Annotated in this window: 19 protein-coding genes, 2 tRNA genes and 2 pseudogenes; 12 read left to right on the top strand and 11 right to left on the bottom strand. The window is 62.3% G+C overall.

Annotated elements, in window-relative coordinates:
* Positions 1-189: transposase (locus CKO35_RS12360; RefSeq protein ID WP_200173378.1), on the bottom strand; the 189-nt coding region annotated here is incomplete at its 3' end.
* A gap of 61 nt (positions 190-250) precedes the next feature.
* Complete coding sequence (locus CKO35_RS12355; RefSeq protein WP_200176451.1) at positions 251-796, bottom strand: RNA-guided endonuclease InsQ/TnpB family protein; 546 nt, start codon at positions 794-796, stop codon at positions 251-253.
* A gap of 21 nt (positions 797-817) precedes the next feature.
* Here CKO35_RS12355 and tnpA point away from each other — a divergent pair.
* Positions 818-1,051 (top strand): annotated as a pseudogene (tnpA, locus tag CKO35_RS12350) (IS200/IS605 family transposase); the annotation flags it as partial.
* A 122-nt stretch (positions 1,052-1,173) separates the two neighbouring features.
* On the top strand, positions 1,174-1,779 hold the full coding sequence (locus CKO35_RS12345) for a conjugal transfer nickase/helicase domain-containing protein (protein WP_200176450.1): 606 nt from the start codon (positions 1,174-1,176) through the stop codon (positions 1,777-1,779).
* Between the two features lie 407 nt (positions 1,780-2,186).
* Here CKO35_RS12345 and CKO35_RS12340 read toward each other — a convergent pair whose 3' ends face one another.
* Positions 2,187-3,188 carry an Rpn family recombination-promoting nuclease/putative transposase gene (locus tag CKO35_RS12340; protein WP_200176449.1) on the bottom strand — a complete coding sequence of 334 codons (1,002 nt, stop codon included), beginning with the start codon at positions 3,186-3,188 and terminating at the stop codon, positions 2,187-2,189.
* Positions 3,189-3,447: 259 nt separating this feature from the next.
* Here CKO35_RS12340 and CKO35_RS18250 point away from each other — a divergent pair, with 259 nt between their 5' ends.
* The 4 genes and pseudogenes from CKO35_RS18250 to CKO35_RS12325 all read left to right on the top strand — a co-directional run bounded on the left by CKO35_RS18250 (position 3,448) and on the right by CKO35_RS12325 (position 5,543).
* Positions 3,448-3,573, top strand: coding sequence for a hypothetical protein (locus tag CKO35_RS18250; RefSeq protein WP_274600843.1), 126 nt, complete (start codon positions 3,448-3,450; stop codon positions 3,571-3,573).
* Positions 3,574-3,645: 72 nt separating this feature from the next.
* Positions 3,646-3,741, top strand: a pseudogene (locus CKO35_RS18365) (hypothetical protein); the annotation flags it as partial.
* A gap of 166 nt (positions 3,742-3,907) precedes the next feature.
* Positions 3,908-4,282: a SirB2 family protein gene (locus CKO35_RS12330; protein ID WP_200176448.1), complete on the top strand. Its 375-nt coding sequence runs from the start codon at positions 3,908-3,910 to the stop codon at positions 4,280-4,282.
* Positions 4,283-4,313: 31 nt separating this feature from the next.
* Complete coding sequence (locus CKO35_RS12325; protein ID WP_200176447.1) at positions 4,314-5,543, top strand: NnrS family protein; 1,230 nt, start codon at positions 4,314-4,316, stop codon at positions 5,541-5,543.
* Between the two features lie 42 nt (positions 5,544-5,585).
* On the opposite strand, the gene CKO35_RS12320 is transcribed toward CKO35_RS12325, so the two are convergent.
* From CKO35_RS12320 to CKO35_RS12305, 4 genes are read right to left on the bottom strand one after another with little or no spacing between them, the layout of a single operon-like run.
* Positions 5,586-6,155, bottom strand: a complete 570-nt coding sequence (locus tag CKO35_RS12320; RefSeq protein ID WP_200176446.1) for a carboxymuconolactone decarboxylase family protein — start codon at positions 6,153-6,155, stop codon at positions 5,586-5,588.
* Between the two features lie 47 nt (positions 6,156-6,202).
* Complete coding sequence (arsS, locus tag CKO35_RS12315; RefSeq protein WP_200176445.1) at positions 6,203-7,162, bottom strand: arsenosugar biosynthesis radical SAM (seleno)protein ArsS; 960 nt, start codon at positions 7,160-7,162, stop codon at positions 6,203-6,205.
* Between the two features lie 31 nt (positions 7,163-7,193).
* Positions 7,194-7,814, bottom strand: a complete 621-nt coding sequence (locus CKO35_RS12310) for a TIGR04282 family arsenosugar biosynthesis glycosyltransferase (RefSeq protein WP_200176444.1) — start codon at positions 7,812-7,814, stop codon at positions 7,194-7,196.
* Positions 7,804-8,520 (bottom strand): TIGR04283 family arsenosugar biosynthesis glycosyltransferase, encoded by a 717-nt coding sequence (locus CKO35_RS12305; protein WP_338031795.1) that lies wholly within the window; start codon positions 8,518-8,520, stop codon positions 7,804-7,806. Before CKO35_RS12305 ends, CKO35_RS12310 begins: the two co-directional genes overlap by 11 nt.
* A gap of 188 nt (positions 8,521-8,708) precedes the next feature.
* On the opposite strand from CKO35_RS12305, the gene CKO35_RS12300 reads away from it, so the two are divergent.
* Positions 8,709-9,485 carry a TVP38/TMEM64 family protein gene (locus CKO35_RS12300; RefSeq protein ID WP_338031794.1) on the top strand — a complete coding sequence of 259 codons (777 nt, stop codon included), beginning with the start codon at positions 8,709-8,711 and terminating at the stop codon, positions 9,483-9,485.
* 81 nt (positions 9,486-9,566) lie between these two features.
* On the opposite strand, the gene CKO35_RS12295 is transcribed toward CKO35_RS12300, so the two are convergent.
* Complete coding sequence (locus CKO35_RS12295; protein WP_242467174.1) at positions 9,567-11,117, bottom strand: sigma-54 interaction domain-containing protein; 1,551 nt, start codon at positions 11,115-11,117, stop codon at positions 9,567-9,569.
* A gap of 407 nt (positions 11,118-11,524) precedes the next feature.
* On the opposite strand from CKO35_RS12295, the gene CKO35_RS12290 reads away from it, so the two are divergent.
* From CKO35_RS12290 to CKO35_RS12270, 5 genes are all read left to right on the top strand, one after another.
* Positions 11,525-12,547, top strand: a complete 1,023-nt coding sequence (locus CKO35_RS12290) for a sulfate ABC transporter substrate-binding protein (RefSeq protein ID WP_200176443.1) — start codon at positions 11,525-11,527, stop codon at positions 12,545-12,547.
* Positions 12,548-12,640: 93 nt separating this feature from the next.
* Positions 12,641-13,474, top strand: coding sequence for a sulfate ABC transporter permease subunit CysT (gene cysT / locus CKO35_RS12285; protein WP_200176442.1), 834 nt, complete (start codon positions 12,641-12,643; stop codon positions 13,472-13,474).
* Between the two features lie 18 nt (positions 13,475-13,492).
* The gene (cysW, locus tag CKO35_RS12280) at positions 13,493-14,380 is read left to right on the top strand and encodes a sulfate ABC transporter permease subunit CysW (RefSeq protein WP_200176441.1); all 888 of its coding nucleotides are present in this window, start codon (positions 13,493-13,495) and stop codon (positions 14,378-14,380) included.
* Positions 14,381-14,427: 47 nt separating this feature from the next.
* Positions 14,428-15,504, top strand: a complete 1,077-nt coding sequence (locus CKO35_RS12275) for a sulfate/molybdate ABC transporter ATP-binding protein (protein WP_200176440.1) — start codon at positions 14,428-14,430, stop codon at positions 15,502-15,504.
* A gap of 233 nt (positions 15,505-15,737) precedes the next feature.
* Positions 15,738-15,814, top strand: a tRNA-Val gene (locus tag CKO35_RS12270).
* 74 nt (positions 15,815-15,888) lie between these two features.
* Here the strand turns inward: CKO35_RS12270 and CKO35_RS12265 are convergent.
* From CKO35_RS12265 to CKO35_RS12255, 3 genes are all read right to left on the bottom strand, one after another.
* Positions 15,889-16,437, bottom strand: coding sequence for a hypothetical protein (locus tag CKO35_RS12265; protein WP_200176439.1), 549 nt, complete (start codon positions 16,435-16,437; stop codon positions 15,889-15,891).
* A gap of 63 nt (positions 16,438-16,500) precedes the next feature.
* Positions 16,501-17,295: a response regulator gene (locus CKO35_RS12260; protein WP_200176438.1), complete on the bottom strand. Its 795-nt coding sequence runs from the start codon at positions 17,293-17,295 to the stop codon at positions 16,501-16,503.
* 166 nt (positions 17,296-17,461) lie between these two features.
* Positions 17,462-17,536, bottom strand: a tRNA-Thr gene (locus tag CKO35_RS12255).
* Positions 17,537-17,564 lie beyond the last annotated feature (28 nt).

The raw sequence follows: 17,564 nt of genomic DNA, 5'->3' as shown, positions 1-17,564 counted from the left end.
CTGGTCCTCCTGTTGGTCATGCTGGGGAGATTGCCGCTCACGTTCCTTGCGCAACCACCGATCCAACAGGCTGCGATTGATTCCCAGAGACCGGGCAGCTTCGGCCACCCCATACCCCTGGCGCTCAACCAACGCCACTGCCTCAGCCTTGAATTCCGCCGTGTATCGACGTCGTGCCTTCTTGCTCATGAACACCTCCAATGCATAGCCTACGAGGGCTTAACGGGGTGTCCGCTACAATTGGACCACTTCAGATTGCACCGCCTTGCGGGATGGACGGCTCGACCTCGCGCCCTGTCTGGATACTCACGAACCACTTGCCATTGGACTGGCTTACGGTGATGTTCTTTACCATTCCCAACACCTCGCGGCTGTTGCAATAGCGCAGCCAACCGAGCTTGGGCAGAAAGATGCGGCTGTTGCCTCGGTCGAGTTTGATCTGTTTCGGATCGGGGTAGCGGAAGCTGTCGGACTGGTCTTTCTTCTTGAAGCGCGGGAAGTCCGCACGCTTGGCGAAGAAGTTGGCGTAGGCGCGCTCCAAGTCCTTGAGTGTCTGTTGAAGTGGGTGCGTCGGCGCATCGGCCAGCCACCGCGTTTCCGGCCCATTGCGCCACTCGGTGAGCAGCTTGCACAGTCCGGCATAGCCGAGCTTCTTCTCGCCTTGCTCGTAACGTTCCTTCTGCAACGCCAACGCCTTGTTGAACACGAACCGGCACGAGCTAGCAAAACAGCGCATTTGCCGTTCCTGCTGGCCGTCGGGGCGTAGCTCAAACTTGAAGGCCTGGAGTTGTTGCATGCAGATAGCATAGTTTGGTCTATGAGCAAAAAAAACGATATTCGGCACGGTCGGCATTGCGTTTTCAAGATGCACGTTCATTTGATCTTTGTGGCGAAATATCGTCGCAAGGTATTCGATGCCGACGCCATCAACCGGCTGCGCACGATCTTCGCCAAGGTCTGCGCCGACTTCGAGGCACAACGGATCGAGATGGACGGCGAGGACGATCATGTGCATCTACTGGTGGAATATCCGCCCAAGGTGGCCGTATCCTTCCCCGCACTGAACGGCGGGGCTTATCGCGCACTGGGTCACATGATCTGACCCTGATCCGTATTCCCGCCCGGAAGATATGGCCCGACCCAGGCAGCAGACCGGATCCGTTTGATGGCACCTTGACGCCTATCGAACCTTCAACACCGGATACCTGCTCAGAACAGCATCCAGAGCCTGATATCACCGCCCCTCGGATGAGCGCGGACACCATCATCATGGGTCAGGAAGAAACCGATGAGAGACCGCCGGAAGATCCGGGGCACGCCCAGGCCCATGATGGATTGATACTTACTGCGCAGCCCCCAGAGACAGCGCAGGGCTTTAACCTTCCTCAAGCACCTTCCACCGACCCCGGCCAGCAGTTCCTGCAATGGCTGCGGCAGGAGGTGTCGGCCCGTCATCTGGACGTCAATACACCCAACGCTCGTATTCATGTGGTATCGGAAGGTGTGTTGCTCGTCAGTCCGGCCGTGTTCAAGGACTACGCCGCCCGCCATCCGGATCACCCTGGCTGGGAGTATGTGCAAAAACGCTTCATCAAGCTCAAGCTGCACCAGAAACAGACGGATGGCACCAATGTTCATCGGTATCTGGTCCGAGGGGCGCGCCGCCAGTCGGTGGTCAAGGGGATCCTTCTACCCAACCCGCGCATACTATTTCCCCACGCGGAAGCGCTGCCTGCGGCAAACCCTCATCTGCATGCATCTCCACCTTCGTGTGCCTGACTGGTGACGGCAAGCCGATGGCCAGCCCGATTGCACCTGGAATCCATTGGCCGGACCCGTCACAATGCCATGCCTACACGATGACACTGGTGATTCCACAGAATCGGATCAGACCCAGAGTCGAGTCCGAAAGGGCCTTTCTAGCCAGTCCATCCATGCTCAAGAAATACGACTCCCCCCCTGGTCATGCCGACGGGGGCAGGTGAAAATCAGCCCTGAATATGCGGGGGTCCTGGGTTCAATCCCCCGTTCAAGGGGCAAAAAACGGGGGCTTTTTTGTTTCCGCTCGTCCCGTGAAAACCCATGAGATCCTTTGACAGCCGGTATCCCTTGGGGCTTACCCCGAGACTTCCCTGAAGGAAGCCCGGAAACGCCGTGACGAATCCCGAAAAAAGTCTCGCGCCGTTTCAGTGAGCCTGACCCGAGCGCAGGGCAATCACCTCGGTCAGGGACAGACCCGTGGTCTGGGCAATCTGCTCGTCGGTCAACAAACCCAGCTTGAGCAGGTTGATGGCCGCCAGGCGCTGGCCTTTCTGCAGGCCAATCTCCTCGCCCTCCTGCCGTCCTTCCTGCCGCCCTTCCAGCCGCCCTTCCTGTCGTCCTTCCTGTCGTCCCTTCTGCCGCTCCTTTTCCGCCCACGTCTGAAGATTTTCCGCCAGCATTGCATGGTCCTCCACCAAACTGTTGATCTGTTCCAGCGCCTGCTCCGCCTCGGTACCCAGCCGCCTGAGGTGACGCTTGAGCCAGCGGGTGATCACTTCGTCCAGCCGGGCTTTTTCCGGGTGTGCCCGGATGCGGGCCGCCAGACGTTTCACCGCACCTTGCAGGGCCTCCACGTCCTTCGACGCCTTCTCCACCTCGAAAATCCCGCTCAGCGGCGTATCCCGCTCCGCCAGTTCGCCCTCGGTGAAGGCCGATTCGTTCACCAGATAGTAGCGCAGGTGCGGCTGATAGACCCGCAGGAACACCGGCGGTTCCGGCCGGACCATTCGGTAGATGTCCTCCCGCGCCGTCCAGCGCTTCGAGCCGTTGTACAGTACCACCGGAAAGATCGGCGGCATCCCCTTGCGGGCCGTCGTGACCTTCGTCTTGATCAGGTGGTCGTAGAAGCAGGCCACGTAATGCAACATCCGGATCGGCAGGCGATGATCCACCGTGGACTGGAATTCCAGCAGCAGGTAGACAAATACCCGCTGCCTGACACCCTCCCAGTCCACCTCCACTGACCAGACCTTGTCTTCAAACTTTTCATTGAACAGGGGCGTGATGTAGTTCCCGCTGTGGTCCGTCAGGGTGGAGAAATCCATCATCGCCGACACCTCCGGCGGGGCAAATCCCTCCATCAGCTGTCGGACCAGTTCCGGATAGCTGAACAGTTCCTTGTAGCCCGTGTCGTGGTGGTTGACCATGCGCTGTCCTGGGTGAAGATCCGTCCGTAGTGTGCCATACCCGCCCCCGGCTTGGCCGGTCCTCCACCCTGGAGTAAACGACTGACCTGGCCGGGATGCGCTGGGGGACCACGACACGCTCCCGTGGTCAGAGGGCTCTGAAAAACCACCCCCCGCCCAAAAAACCGTTTTCCATTGTCGCCACCCCAACCTTCCGGGCCCGCGCTGTCCCCACGACCGTCATCGCTGGACGGGCCATCCCGGCTGAAGGCGGCGAGCCATGAGCACCACCCGGCAGCAGACCACCCCGCCCCGGCATCCGGCCCAGCAAAGCCTGATCAGCCGTCTGATCGCGGCGGTGGCCTCGGTGCTGTTCTGGCTGTTGATCGCCCGGGGCGAGCCCTAGGGATGGGGGGAGTAAATCGCATAGAAGGCGCAGTCCCCGGGCAAGTCAGCACAAGGTGACGAAGCCCATCAGGTGCAGGGGATAGGGTATCGGGCACATCTGGCCCGACTGGCCGCGGAATTGGCGGCCCTGGCGCCCCTGATTGATGCGGCCGAGCGCCACGCCAACCCCGATGCCCGCATCCGCTTCCAGTACGCCTGGCTGCGCCAGGATCTGGAACGGGTGCAGCATCCTTACCGTTGTTTCCACGGCTGCTACGCTCCGAAATTCCACACCCGGTACCGCTTGATCAAGATCAAGGGGCCACTGGGCGCACACTCGCGACAATCCCCCCATGTACCTGACCATCAAACACCTTCACGTTACGCTGGCACTGATCTCCATCTCCGGGTTCATCGTCCGCGGCCTGCTGCACCTGTGCCACTCACCCAGGGTCAGGCACCGTTTCGTGCGCGTTGCCCCTCATGTGGTGGACACCTGTCTTCTGCTCACCGGGCTTTGGCTGGCCTGGGTGTGGCAGATGCACGTGGTGCTTCAGCCCTGGCTGGTGGCCAAGCTCACCGCCCTGCTGGCGTATATCGTGCTGGGAATGATCGCCTTCCGCTTCGCCCGAAATGATGCCAGCCGGGCCGCCGCCTGGTTGCTGGCCATCCTCGCGTTCGGCTACATGCTACTGGTGGCTCATACCAAACAGGCCGTCCCCTTCTGATTTCCCCGCCCACGGTGCCCCTATGCTCAACTTGGCAACAAAGACCTGGAATCAGTACAGCGCCACGCCCCATCGACTCATGTTCCTTCCCGGCATGATCCAGTTGCTGCTGGTCGTGATCTACTGGGGCATCGAACTGACGGGGCGGTACACCACCTTATGGTCTCCTCTCTCGCTGAACATACCGGGTTTTGCCCTTCATCCATTCCTGATGCTCTATGGGGTCTTTCCGTTCTTCATGTTCGGATTTCTCATGACTACCTATCCCCGCTGGATGAACACGACCGAGATCCCCCGGTCCCGCTATGTGCCGGCCTGGGTCGGCCTCACCGTCGGCATGGGGCTGTTCTACATAGGCCTGTTCACTCAGCCAATCTGGGTCACCCTGGGGCTTTTGCTGTTTCTGGCCGGCTGGGCCTGGGCGCTGGCGGCGCTGTGGGCGGTGTATCGTGGCGCCCCCGCCGCCGATCGTTACTACGAAACCTGGCTCAACGCAGCCCTGGTGATGGGATGGCTGGGGGCGGCTGCCTGGCTGGGGTGGCGCCTGGGCGCCCCCACCTTCTGGTATGCCTTCTCCCTGAAGGCCGGATTCTGGTTGTTCCTGATCCCGGTGCTGGTGATCGTCGCTCACCGGATGATCCCGTTCTTCTCCAGTTGCGTGCTTCGCCCCTACACCCTGGTGCAACCACGCTGGTCGATACCACTGATGGCGGTCGCCGTGACCGGTCATGTGGTGCTGTCCTTGACGGGGCATTGGCAATGGCGATTCATCGCCGACTTTGCCCTCGCTTTCCTGGCGCTGCATCACGCCTGGCACTGGGGTTTTCGCCGCGCCCTCGCCCACCGTCTGCTGGCCGTGCTGCACATCGCCTGGGCCTGGTTTGCCGCAGGCATGCTCCTGCACGGGGTGCAGAGCCTGATCCTGATGACGACCGGACACTGGTGGTTCGCACACGCACCTCAGCACGTCCTTGCCCTGGGCTTCATCACCACCATGACCCTGGGCATGGCCACCCGGGTCACGCTGGGGCACTCGGGACGTGCCCTTCAGGTCAACGGATTCACCTGGGCCTGCTTCCTGTCCCTCTCGGGAGCCACCCTCACCCGTGTGGCGGCCGATGTGCCCTGGCTGCCGGGGGGATACACGGGACCATTGAACCTGGCCACCGCACTGATCTGGCTGGCCTTCATCACCCCCTGGGTGCTCTACTACGGCCCCATGCTCTGGCGCCCCCGCGTTGATGGCAGGACAGGGCCTTGAGCGGTGTCGGGCGGGTGGGACACAACGCAAGTCGGGTGCGTGTCACGCGTCCTGCTGATCGTCCTTCCCAGGTAGCGCGCAGAAGCCGTGCTCCTCGGCGCCCAGCGCAGCATTGAACTTCGCGCTCATGTTCTGAAAACCGATCCAGGCGGTCAGCGCCGTGATCTCGTCCTCGCTGAATTCGTCGCGGAGCCGGTCAACCGCGTCGCTTTCGATGTCGGCGCAGGTCAGGGTCACCGCTTCTGCCCAGCCAAGCGCGGCCCGTTCGCGAGCGGAAAACAATTCGCTGTCGCGCCACTGCGCCACCGCGTTTGCCTTCGATTCCTCCCCGCGCGCCTTCAGGAAGTTGTGCCCGTTGAGATCCACGCAGAACCGACAGCCGTTGAGCTGGGCAATGCGAATCGAGACCAGGGAACGCAACGCAGTATCTATCGGATAGGACCGGCGCTGAAACGCCGCCAGCAACACCAGCATGCCGATAAAGGCGCCGGGCAGACGGCCCCATAGCCAGGATGGGGCCAGCACAGCGCCGTGCACCCGCCGCTGACGGCTCAGAAACCAGCGAATGAACCAGGGATAAGCCGAAAGCGGCTTGGGGTCGATACGAGACATGTCGCTCACCGGATGGAAGTCTTGATTTCGACATTTTGACGACAGGCTCAGAGCGCCCCGCCGCAACTGGAGCCCTGGCCGGCCGTGCATCCGAAGCAATGGTCGGCAACCGTGATGGGCGCGCCCTCCAGATCCCGGTGGATCAAGTCGCGCAGATGGGTACGCTGCCGTGTGCCAGCCCCCAGGGGAAGGCGCAGCATCTGATTGAAATCGCAATCGTATGCGTAGCCCTGCCAGTCGACGCTGAGCAGGGTGCGGCACATGACACTTTCCAGGTTTTCCGCCCGATAGGCATCCTTGAGCAGCGTCATGTACGCCTCGTACTGACCGCGCTTGCGAAGCTGCTTGGCGAAACGGTGAATGGGCATGTTGGTGATGGCAAACAAGCCGTTGAACACGATGCCGTATTCCCGAGCCAGATGGGCCTTGTAGTCGGCTTCCAACCGAGCCTGCGGGGGCGGCAGGTCAGCACCCAGCGGGTTATAGACCAGGTTGAGCACCAGCTCGCTGCCGGGTTGTCCGTAGCCCACCGCGTTCAGTTGCCGCAGGCCCGCCAGGCTTTGTTCGAAGACACCGTCTCCCCGCTGGGCGTCCACATTATCCTGGGTGTAGCAAGGCAGGGAGGCCACCACCTCCACCTGGTGGGCCGCCAGAAACGCCGCCAGATCGCCCTGCCCCGGCTGCTCCAGCACTGTAAGGTTGCAACGGTCCATCACATGCACGCCCATCCCCCGCGCCTGCTCCACCAGGTAGCGAAACTGGGGGTTCAACTCCGGCGCCCCGCCGGTGAGGTCGAGGGTGCGAATCCCGGCACCGCTAAGATAATCAAGCACCAGATCGGCGGTGGCGCGGTCCATCTTCTCCCGGCGATTGGGCCCTGCATTCACATGGCAATGAAAGCAGATCAGGTTACAGACATAACCCACGTTGACCTGCAGGATTTCCAGCCGGCCCCGCTGGATGGCCGGAAAGGTAGTGGATTGCATGTTTTGCAGAATGGCACTCATGGAACCTCCTTTGGCACCGGCCATGCGGCCGTCAAGTCGTGCATTCTTCCCAGTGCTCCGGGAGATGGCGCAGATCATCGGGTTCGTCGATATCCCACAATGGGGGTTGTTCACTCAGAGACCAGCCCAATGCGTGAATGCGTTCGCGGGTCTGTTGGGCCACCCGGGGCGTACTCCAGTCGATCCCCTCGAAGAGGGTTGAGTGAAAACGACTCAGGGCCAACGCCGCATATCCGCCATCGGCCACCGGAGCGATGACCGCATCGTGGGTGATCAGGGCAAGCGCCAGCGCACGCAGACGATCCCGGGTGAGCCCGGGACAGTCGGTGCCCATGAGGATCACCCTTTGTCCGCGGGACAGCACCCACGCGGCACCCCGGGCGAGACGCGCGCCCAGATCGCCGTCTCCCTGGGGGGCGGTGGCCAGGCGCGCGGGCAGCGGTATCCCGGCCCAGGCATCGGCATCATCCGGGGTTCTCAAGAGAGTCACTCGGCCAAGGTCCGCGCCCAGGGCCTCGTGGATGGCATGGTGCAAGAGACGCTCGGCCAATGCCGCCGCGCCCCCGGGGCCCAGCGCCGGGATGAGACGGGTCTTGGCCAGGCCGGCACGGGGCGCCTTGGCAAAGATCAGGACATGCGTTTCAGGGGGCATGGGGATTTCGTCCTCCCCCCTGTCCGTTGTAGCGTTGTGCAAGGGTCTGGGCCGGCGTGCCGCGCCAGTACAGCCAACGCAGGTGCCACATGAGGAGGATGGTCCGCCACGCCCCATTCTGTTCCCAACGTCGTCCCGAGGTGCTCACGAGCGCCCGCAGGCAACAGGGAGGCGTGATCCGCCCGAGTCGGCGGCTGATCTCGATGTCCTCCATCAAGGGCTGATCCGGAAAGCCCCCCACCGCATCGAAGAGTTCACGCCGCATGAACAGGGCCTGATCCCCCGTGGCAATCCCGGTGAGGCGCGAGCGCTGGTTCATGAGTGCGGCCACCAAGGGGAGCAGCACACGGCTGCGCCCACGAATACGGACATCGAAACGCCCCCAGCCGGACTGGCCCTTCAGGGCATCATGTACTCGAGCATCGGCGCCCATGGGCAGGTGGGTATCGGCATGCAGGAACAACAGGACAGGTGCCCGGGTGGCCGCGGCACCGGCATTCATCTGGCGGGCCCGCCCGGGCGCCGAGACGATGATCGCCAGTCCGTGGGCCTCGGCCACTGCTACCGTGTCATCCTGGCTGCCGCCGTCCACCAGGAGGATTTCCGTTTCCCGTGACACAGCGGCACCCAGGTTTCGGGCCAGAGACGGCAGATTGGCGGCCTCATTCAGGACCGGCACGATCACGGCCAGCGCCCGCCCGGTCACGATGCATCCTCGCGACGCGCCGGTGCATCCTCGGCACGGCGGCGGAGCCTCAGTCGAATGATTGGTTCCTGCGCCATCACCCAGTTTCCCATGATCGATGTCACCTCGGTGTGGCAGGATGGAAGAGGTTCCTGCGCGGGGCATGTCTGCCTTCGTTAGATACATCATGGGTCCCTCAGTTTCCATCCGTGACCTCATGGGCACAGGCCATCGCCGCCTGCCAGCGCAGTGATGTGGATATTACGGACAGGCAATGCGCCGGCCCCGTTGGATACTGGGCCACAACGAACGAGAACGGGAGCATCGCGCCCATGATGAATGGCCTGAATCGGCAATGGCTGGTACGCGGGGTTCTGCTGGCGTTCATCGCCGCCGTGGTGACCCTGGGCGTGCTGTACCGGGATGCCCTCAGCGTGGAGTCAGTACGTCAGCAACTGGACTCGTTCGGTGCCTGGGCACCCTTGGTGTTCATGGTTGCCTACGCCCTGGCCGCCGTGGCGTTCATGCCGGCCTGGATCTTTACGGTGACTGCCGGTGTGCTCTTCGGTCCTGTCCTCGGGCTGATCTACGCCCTGGGGGGAGCCACCCTCGGGGCCACCCTGGCGTTCCTGGTCGCACGGCACGCCGCCGCCGACTGGGTGGCCGGAAAGGCGGGCGGCATGGTCAAGCGCGTGATGGTGGGCGTGGAACAAGAGGGGTGGCGCTTCGTGGCCTTCACCCGCCTGGTCCCGCTGTTCCCGTTCAATCTGCTCAACTACGCGCTCGGACTGACCCGGATCCCTTTGACGCACTATGTGGCGGCCACGCTGGTCTGCATGATCCCCGGGGCGCTGGCGTATGTGTGGATCGGCCATGCCGGGGCAGAGGCAATCGCCGGCGGCGAGCGCGCTATCCAGACCGTGCTGATCGCCAGCGGTCTGCTGGCGGTGGTGATTTTCCTGCCGCGACTGGTGCGGCGCAGGTGATGGTTGCGGCAATAATGGTGATGTTGCCTCCATTACCGCCGTCACCTCTATCAAATCCGAACAGGGACTGCGAAGATTTCCTCAACGCCATACCCCGTCATCGGCCCATCCATCGAACTCCGCCCGGCGCACCTTCAGCTTGCGCATCTTGGAGCGTAGCGTGTTCGGGTTGAGGCCCAACAGGTTCGCCGCCCCCGCGGGGCCGGAGATACGTCCCCGCGTGCGGGCCAGGGCGGCCTCGATATGGGCTCGCTGTACCTGCTCCAGGGTGAGGAATGCCTGTCCGCCCGGTCCCGGGCCGGATTCTGTCGGACGCGGCGCCACCATGTTCCTCCCCGGCAAGGCCTGCCCCAGAGCCGAAGCGAGGGCCAGCCGCTTGCCCTGCCCGAGTACCACCGCGCGATCAAACACTGCCGCCAGTTCCCGCACGTTCCCGGGCCATTCATAAGCCACCAGCAGGCGCAGATCCTCCGCCGTGGGAAGTACCAGCGGCAGCCCCAGACGCTGGGCAGAACGCCAGGCCATGTGCTCCGCCAGGGCGGGCAGGTCATTGGTACGGTGGCGCAAAGGAGGAATATGGATGGGGAAACCCGCCACCCGATACCAGAGATCTTCCCGGAAGCTCCCGGCCGCCACCATGGCGGCCAGATCCCGGTGCGTGGCCGCCACGATGCGCACATCCACCGGCACCGTGTCGTGACCGCCTACCCGCTGGATCACCCCCTCCTGTAGCACGCGAAGCAGTCTCACCTGGGCGGCATGGGTCAGTTCACCGATCTCGTCCAGGAACAGGGTGCCCCCGTCCGCCCGCTCGAACCACCCCTGCCGCCGGGATACCGCACCGGTGAAACTGCCGCGCTCGTGGCCGAACAGTTCGGAGTCGATCAGCTCCGCCGGGATCGCACCGCAATTGACACGAACAAACGGGGCCCCGCAACGCCGGGAACCTTCATGAATAGCCCTGGCGATGACCTCCTTGCCCGACCCCGTCTCGCCCAGCAACAAAACCGACAGATCGGCATCCGCCACCAGCATGACCCGCTCCATCACGGGTCTTAAATCACCCTCGGCCCCGACGATACGTCCATCGTCCGTGCGCCCGCCCAGCCGCTGTTCCAGGGCCTGCTGATCCGCCCTGACGGCCCGCTCCAGGGCATCCCGGGCGCGGGCTTCCAGATGCCGCTCCAGGATCACCGCCATGGGCAGGGCCAGGGCTTCCAGCCACTCACGCTGTTCCGGGGCGAGACCGCTCCGGGACTCCGGTACCACCAGCAGCACGCCCACGGGCTGGTTCTGAATTCTCAGGGGGCAGATCAGCGCCACCCCGTCGTGCAGGGCCGCGAAGACGCGTTCCATGGGAGACGACCTTCCCTCCCCCCTCAGATCCAGCATGTCTCCGGTGCGGCACCACTCCCCGACCCCCGGGATTTCCAGAGTCGGCGGGGTGCAGTTCGTCGACCCCGCGACCGCACAGGCCACCTGGGTAAGACGATGCCGATCCTGAAGCTGGAACAACTGCAGCTGGCGCATCGGCACTTGCAACCGCAGGGCATCCCGCAAGCGTTCCAGCCTGGGAGCGATGGGTTCATGGGAGGCCACTTCGTGCCAAACAGTCAGCAACAAGGATTCCATCAGGATTATCACCAAATAAAAAGCTTTTGCGTTTTATATCACCAGAAAATCGTTTTATAAAACAACTCTTTCCATCGAACCTCTGACTGGTAGCGATAACGTATTGTTATTTATAGATTTATCCAATTGGCACGCCTTTTGATATTCAATCAAGCGCAAGAAATCTCTCATTGATAGAAAAAAAAGAAATATTCAAGGAGGCCTGAATCCGTCATTCCCGCCCAAGCGGTAAGCCGCAGCAAGGACAACCACGGCGGGTTCCCGGCTGTGCGTCATTCCCGCGAAAGCGGGAATCCACCAGTTGCACAGGCTGAAAATTCCGTCACGGCCTCATGATGCAGGGATGACGGAAGACGACGGATTCAATGTTTCCCAACCCATGACAACACTGACGGAGTCCTTTCATCATGCCCAGATCCCGTTTTTCCCGCCTCGCCCTCTCCGGCGTCACCGCCCTGGCACTGGGGCTGTCAGGAGGTGCCCTGGCCCAGCAGGCCGTCACCTTGCTGAATGTCTCGTATGACCCCACCCGGGAGTTCTATCGGGAATACAACAACGCCTTCGCCGCCCACTGGGAGGCCGAAACAGGTCAGCGGGTCACCGTGCGCATGTCCCACGGCGGCTCCGGGTCCCAGGCCCGCTCGGTGATCGACGGCCTGGATGCCGACGTGGTGACCCTGGCCCTGGCCTACGACGTGGATGCCCTGCACGACCGGGCCCAACTCATCCCCGAAGACTGGCAAACCCGCCTGCCGCAAAACAGTTCTCCCTATACCTCCACCATCGTCCTGCTGGTGCGGGCCGGCAACCCCAAGAACATCCGCGACTGGGATGACCTGGTGCGCAAGGACGTCCAGGTGATCACCCCCAACCCCAAAACCTCCGGCGGCGCCCGCTGGAATTACCTGGCGGCCTGGGGGTATGCCCTGGAAAAGTATGGCGATGAGGCGAAGGCCTACGAATTCGTACGGGACATCTACGCCAATGTGCCGGTGCTGGATCCCGCGGCCCGCGGCGCCACCAACACCTTCGTGCAGCGGCGCATCGGCGACGTCTTCATCGCCTGGGAGAACGAGGCCTTCCTCTCCGTGGAACAGCTGGGTCGGGGTCAGTACGAAATCGTGGTGCCATCGGTGAGCATCCTGGCCGAACCGCCGGTGACCGTGGTGGATCGCAACGTGGACCGCAAGGGCACCCGCGAACCCGCCCAGGCCTACCTGGAGTTCCTGTATGGCGAGACGGCCCAGCGGCTGGCGGGCAAACACTATTACCGCCCCTCCAATCCCGGGATTCTGGCGGAGTTCTCCGACCGTTTCCCCGAAGTGAAGCTGCACACCGTGGATGACTGGTTCGGCGGCTGGCGCAATGCCCAGGAAACCCATTTCAACGACGGCGGGGTGTTCGACCGCATTCTGGCCGAGATCCACTGACACCGGTTCGCCGACGGGCCGGCTCCCACGCGGGGGCCGGCCCACTGATGGGCGATGGGATCCGATCAAACCTTATCTCATGGAGCGTGAGTGATGACACTGGCCTTGCGACAACCCAGCGTGATTCCCGGGTTCGGGATCACCCTGGGTTTCACCCTGTTTTACCTGGGACTGATCCTGCTGATCCCCATCGGCGCCTTCCTGCTGTATACCGCCCAGATGAGCTGGGCGGATTTCTGGCAGGCCGTCAGCCACCGCCAGGTGGTGGCCTCCTACAAGCTGTCCTTCGGCGCCTCGCTGATCGCCGCCCTGCTGAACCTGGTGTTCGGCGCCATCGTCGCCTGGGTGCTGGTGCGCTACCGGTTCTTCGGCAAGCGGGTGATCGACGCCTTGGTGGATCTGCCCTTTGCCATGCCCACCGCCGTGGCCGGCATCGCCCTGGTCACCCTCTACGCCTCCACCGGCTGGGTGGGGCAATACCTGGAGATCCTGGGTCTGCGCGTGGCCTATACCCAGCTGGGCGTGGTGGTGGCCCTCACCTACATCGGCCTGCCCTTCGTGGTGCGTACCGTGCAGCCGGTACTGGAAGACCTGGACCGGGAACTGGAAGAGGCCTCCGCCATTCTGGGCGCAAACCGCCTGACCACCCTGCGGCGGGTGATCCTGCCGGCCCTGCTGCCCGCCCTGCTCACCGGCTTTGCCCTGGCCTTCGCCCGGGCCCTGGGAGAGTACGGCTCGGTGATCTTCATCGCCGGCAATCTGCCGTTTCGCACCGAGATCACGCCGCTGCTGATCGTGGCCAAGGCCGAGCAGTACGACTATCCCGGCGCGGCCGCCATCGGCACCGTGATGCTGCTGGCCGCCTTCGTACTGCTGCTTCTGATCAATGCCCTGCAGTGGTGGACCGCCCGCTACACCCGCCGCTGACCCCGCCGGAGAGATCCCATGAGTACCCTTGCCTCCCCCATTCCCCCACTGTCTTCCGAGGCCCCCGCCTGGCAACGGGCCACGGAAGAGCCGGCCTGGATCCGCCGCCTGCTCATCGGCATCGCCCTGACCTTTCTGGGCCTGTTTCTGGTCCTGCCCCTGGCCGTGGTGCTGTACGGCGCCTTCGAGCAGGGTCTGCAGGTCTGGTACGCCGCCATCACCGAACCGGATGCCCTGGCCGCCATCCGCCTCACCCTGCTGGTGGTGGCCATCGTGGTGCCGCTCAACCTGGTGTTCGGCGTCATGGCCGCCTGGGCCATTGCCAAGTTCGAGTTCCGCGGCAAATCCGTGCTGATCACGCTGATCGATCTGCCCTTTGCCATCTCCCCGGTGGTGGTGGGCCTGATCTTCGTCATCCTGCTGGGCAGTCAGGGCTGGCTGGGCCCCTGGCTGGCGGAACATGACCTGCGCATCATCTTCGCCGTGCCGGGGATCATCATCGTCATCGCCTTCGGCACAATGCCTTTCGTGGCCCGGGAACTGATCCCCCTCATGCAGCAACAGGGCAAGGAGGAGGAGGAATCCTCCCTCACCCTGGGCGCCAACGGCTGGCAGACCTTCTGGCGCGTCACCCTGCCCAACATCAAATGGGGGGTGATCTACGGGGTGATCCTGTGTAACGCAAGGGCCATGGGGGAATTCGGCGCCGTCGCCATCGTTTCCGGACGCATCCGCGGCGAGACCAACACCATGCCGCTGCACATCGAGGTGCTCTACAACGAGTATCTGTTCACCGCCGCCTTTGCCGTGTCTTCCCTGCTGGCGGGACTGGCCATCGTCACCATCGCCGTGAAGAGCCTGGTGGAGTGGCGTGATGAACGCCAACGCCACCCGGCAGCAGCGTGACCCCGACCCTTTTCACCTTCAGACAGACCACATCCCGCGGACAGCCCATGAGCATTGAAATCGAGCACATTAACAAGCGCTACGGCCATTTCACGGCCGTGGACGACGTCAGTCTGTCCCTTCCCGAGGGTCAGCTCACCGCCCTGCTGGGTCCCTCCGGATCCGGCAAGACCACCCTGCTGCGCATCATCGCCGGCCTGGAATTTCCCGACTCGGGACGCATCCGTTTCCATGGCGAGGATGCCACCGATGTCCATGTCAGTCGGCGGGGCGTCGGCTTCGTGTTCCAGCATTACGCCCTGTTCAAGCACATGACCGTGTTCGACAACGTGGCCTACGGCCTCACCGTCAAACCCCGGCGTCTGCGACCCGGCAAGGCCGAGATCCGTACACGGGTCATGCGCCTGCTGGAACTGGTACAGCTGGACTGGACCGCCAACCGCCTTCCTTCCCAGCTCTCCGGCGGGCAGCGGCAGCGCATCGCCCTGGCCCGCGCCCTGGCGGTGGAACCCAAGGTGCTGCTGCTGGATGAACCCTTCGGCGCACTGGACGCCAAGGTGCGCGCCGAACTGCGGCGCTGGCTTCGCCGCCTCCACGACGAGATCCATCTCACCAGTGTGTTCGTCACCCATGACCAGGAAGAGGCCCTGGAGGTATCGGACCGGATCGTGGTGATGAACCAGGGCCGGGTGGAACAGGAAGGCACGCCGGAAGAAGTCTACGATCACCCCGCCAATCCCTTCGTGTTCAGCTTCCTGGGCCAGGTCAACCTGTTCCACGCCCGGGTCCAGGACGGACAGGCCCGCATCGGCGATCTGGCCCTGCCCACTTCAACACCGGAAGATCAGCCGCAAGGCCACGGACTGGCCTATGTCCGTCCCCACGACATCGAGATCCTGCCGGACGGCAGCGCACAAGGCGCACTGGCGGCCGTGATCGAAGGCATCACGGTGGTCGGGCCAACCGCCCGCCTCGAACTCAAGGTGGCGGGCGGCAAGGACCTGATCCACGCCGAGCTGCCCAAAAGCCGGCTCAGGTCCCTGGGCTTGTCCCGGGGCTCGGACACCTGGGTGAGGCCGCTCAACAGCCGTGTCTTTATGGACAACGGGGCGCGGGCCAGCTGAACTGGTGAAGCCGAAGTAAACCCATGTCATTTCCACACGAGTCACCTGTCATTCCCGCGCAAGCGGGGAATTCAGTCTCTGGCACCACACCCGGCCGCCCTATGTCGGGATGATCCACCCGCAGTTCCCGGCACAGTGCATCATTCATACTGGAGTTTTTCGCGATATCAATAACTTGAAAAAATATTTGACACACCAGGGACAGACTGTATAATGCGCCCTTCAACAACGACAGGCGCGTAGCTCAGCTGGTTAGAGCACCACCTTGACATGGTGGGGGTCGTTGGTTCGAGTCCAATCGCGCCTACCAGAATTCATGCAAAAAGGCGGTCACGTTTCCACGTGACCGCCTTTTTGCATTGAACGTTGCCAAAGCTTCCAGGATCAGAAAAACTCGATATCCGTGCCTTTCCCCGCCGCGGGCGCAGACGTCTCCATGGCATCCTTGATACTGGCCCCACCCAGGATGGCATCGAACATCCTGCGATCAGCCTCATTGGTGTATTTTGAGCGAATCGAACGCTGCAACCCATGCCACTCATAAGGGTTGTAAAGCCGCTCCGGATCGGCCACCAGGCGGGCCAGATCATCAAGGCTGTTACCGATATGGGTCAGACGCTGTGTCAGCGTATCGTAAAACTGGAAAGCCACTATAGCTTCGTCCATGCTGGCCTCAATGGCCTGGCAATTGTTCAAAATGGTTTCCCTTTCCCGACCCTCGGGGAGATTCACCGCCGCGGCATGAATGCTCTGACTCTTGCCCACCATGGAACTGAAGGAACGCGCGAGGGTGTTAACGGATTCATCACCATCACACATGGTTCGCTCAATCTGGGCCACCGCAAGGTGAAGCATCATCACGGTCTCCCGCACCTGACTCCAGTCCAGATCAGGATTACCCGCCCTTGATGGCGACTTCGTTGCATCAGACATCACTCCCCTCCCCCGACCATGGAACCATGCCATCCCTGAAGCAGGCCATCGCGTAAAACAGGATCAGATGATCCTTGAAAGCAGCTTGCGCACCTGATCGACTTCAAACGGCTTGTCACATATGGCCGATACTCCGGCTTTTTTCACTGATGATAGACGCGCCTCATCCGATTCGGAGGTCACCATCATCACGGGAATGTGGACATAGGCCGGATTGTTGCGGATTTCATTGACCAGCGCCTGACCGTCCATGACCGGCATGTTGTAGTCCGTCACCACCAGGTCATATTCACTGTTCCCGAGCTGCTCCAGGGCCAGGGCACCGTTTTCCACCTGGTCGATATGCTGAATCCCCACATGCTCAAGGACACGACGCAAATGATTTCGGGCCATGCGCGAGTCATCCACCAGCAGAACCCTCACATCCATGATGTCCCTGTGATCCAGGGTCAGCTCTTCCGCCTCCAGGTAGTCCAGGGTCACCGTCAGGGCGCGCTCCAGATCGGCACGATCAAAAGGTTTGGGCAACAAGGCCAGCACACCGCACTGACGCACCGCATCCAGCTTGTCATGGTCCTGCTCACTGGAGATCACCATTTTCGGAATATCGGTCAGACGGTCATCTTCCGACAGGCGGGCAAAAAATTCGGGGGCCTCCATTTCAGGCATGTAGAAATTGGAAATCAAAAGATCGGGAATGTAGGAAGCCATGAGTTCAAGGGCAGCAGTGACGCTGTCGACGGCTTCGATCTTTTGGATATTGCCCTGGGAAAGCAACTTAGTGATGATCTGGCGCTGTGTGCGGGAAGGCTCAACAAGCAGGATGGCCAGATCTTCAACAAATACCCTTTGATTCATGGATCGCCCCTTTCCGGATCAGAAAGCGACATCAGGTGTTGAACCATACCCCAATCCACCGGATGTCCCTCGGGACATGATGCCCTAAACCGGCGCGAGTCTGAAGACCATGGATGCAGTTACCTGGAACTTCGGGCAGGGGAAATACGAAAAGTGCGGGAGGGGGTGGTGCCCATGGGCAGGATCGAACTGCCGACCTCTCCCTTACCAAGGGAGTGCTCTACCACTGAGCCACATGGGCAAGACAAGTAAAACAATCCAGACCCTGA

This window comes from Ectothiorhodospira shaposhnikovii (genome assembly GCF_016584105.1).
Classification (GTDB): domain Bacteria; phylum Pseudomonadota; class Gammaproteobacteria; order Ectothiorhodospirales; family Ectothiorhodospiraceae; genus Ectothiorhodospira; species Ectothiorhodospira shaposhnikovii.
This window is presented reverse-complemented; position numbering and strand designations above follow the sequence as displayed.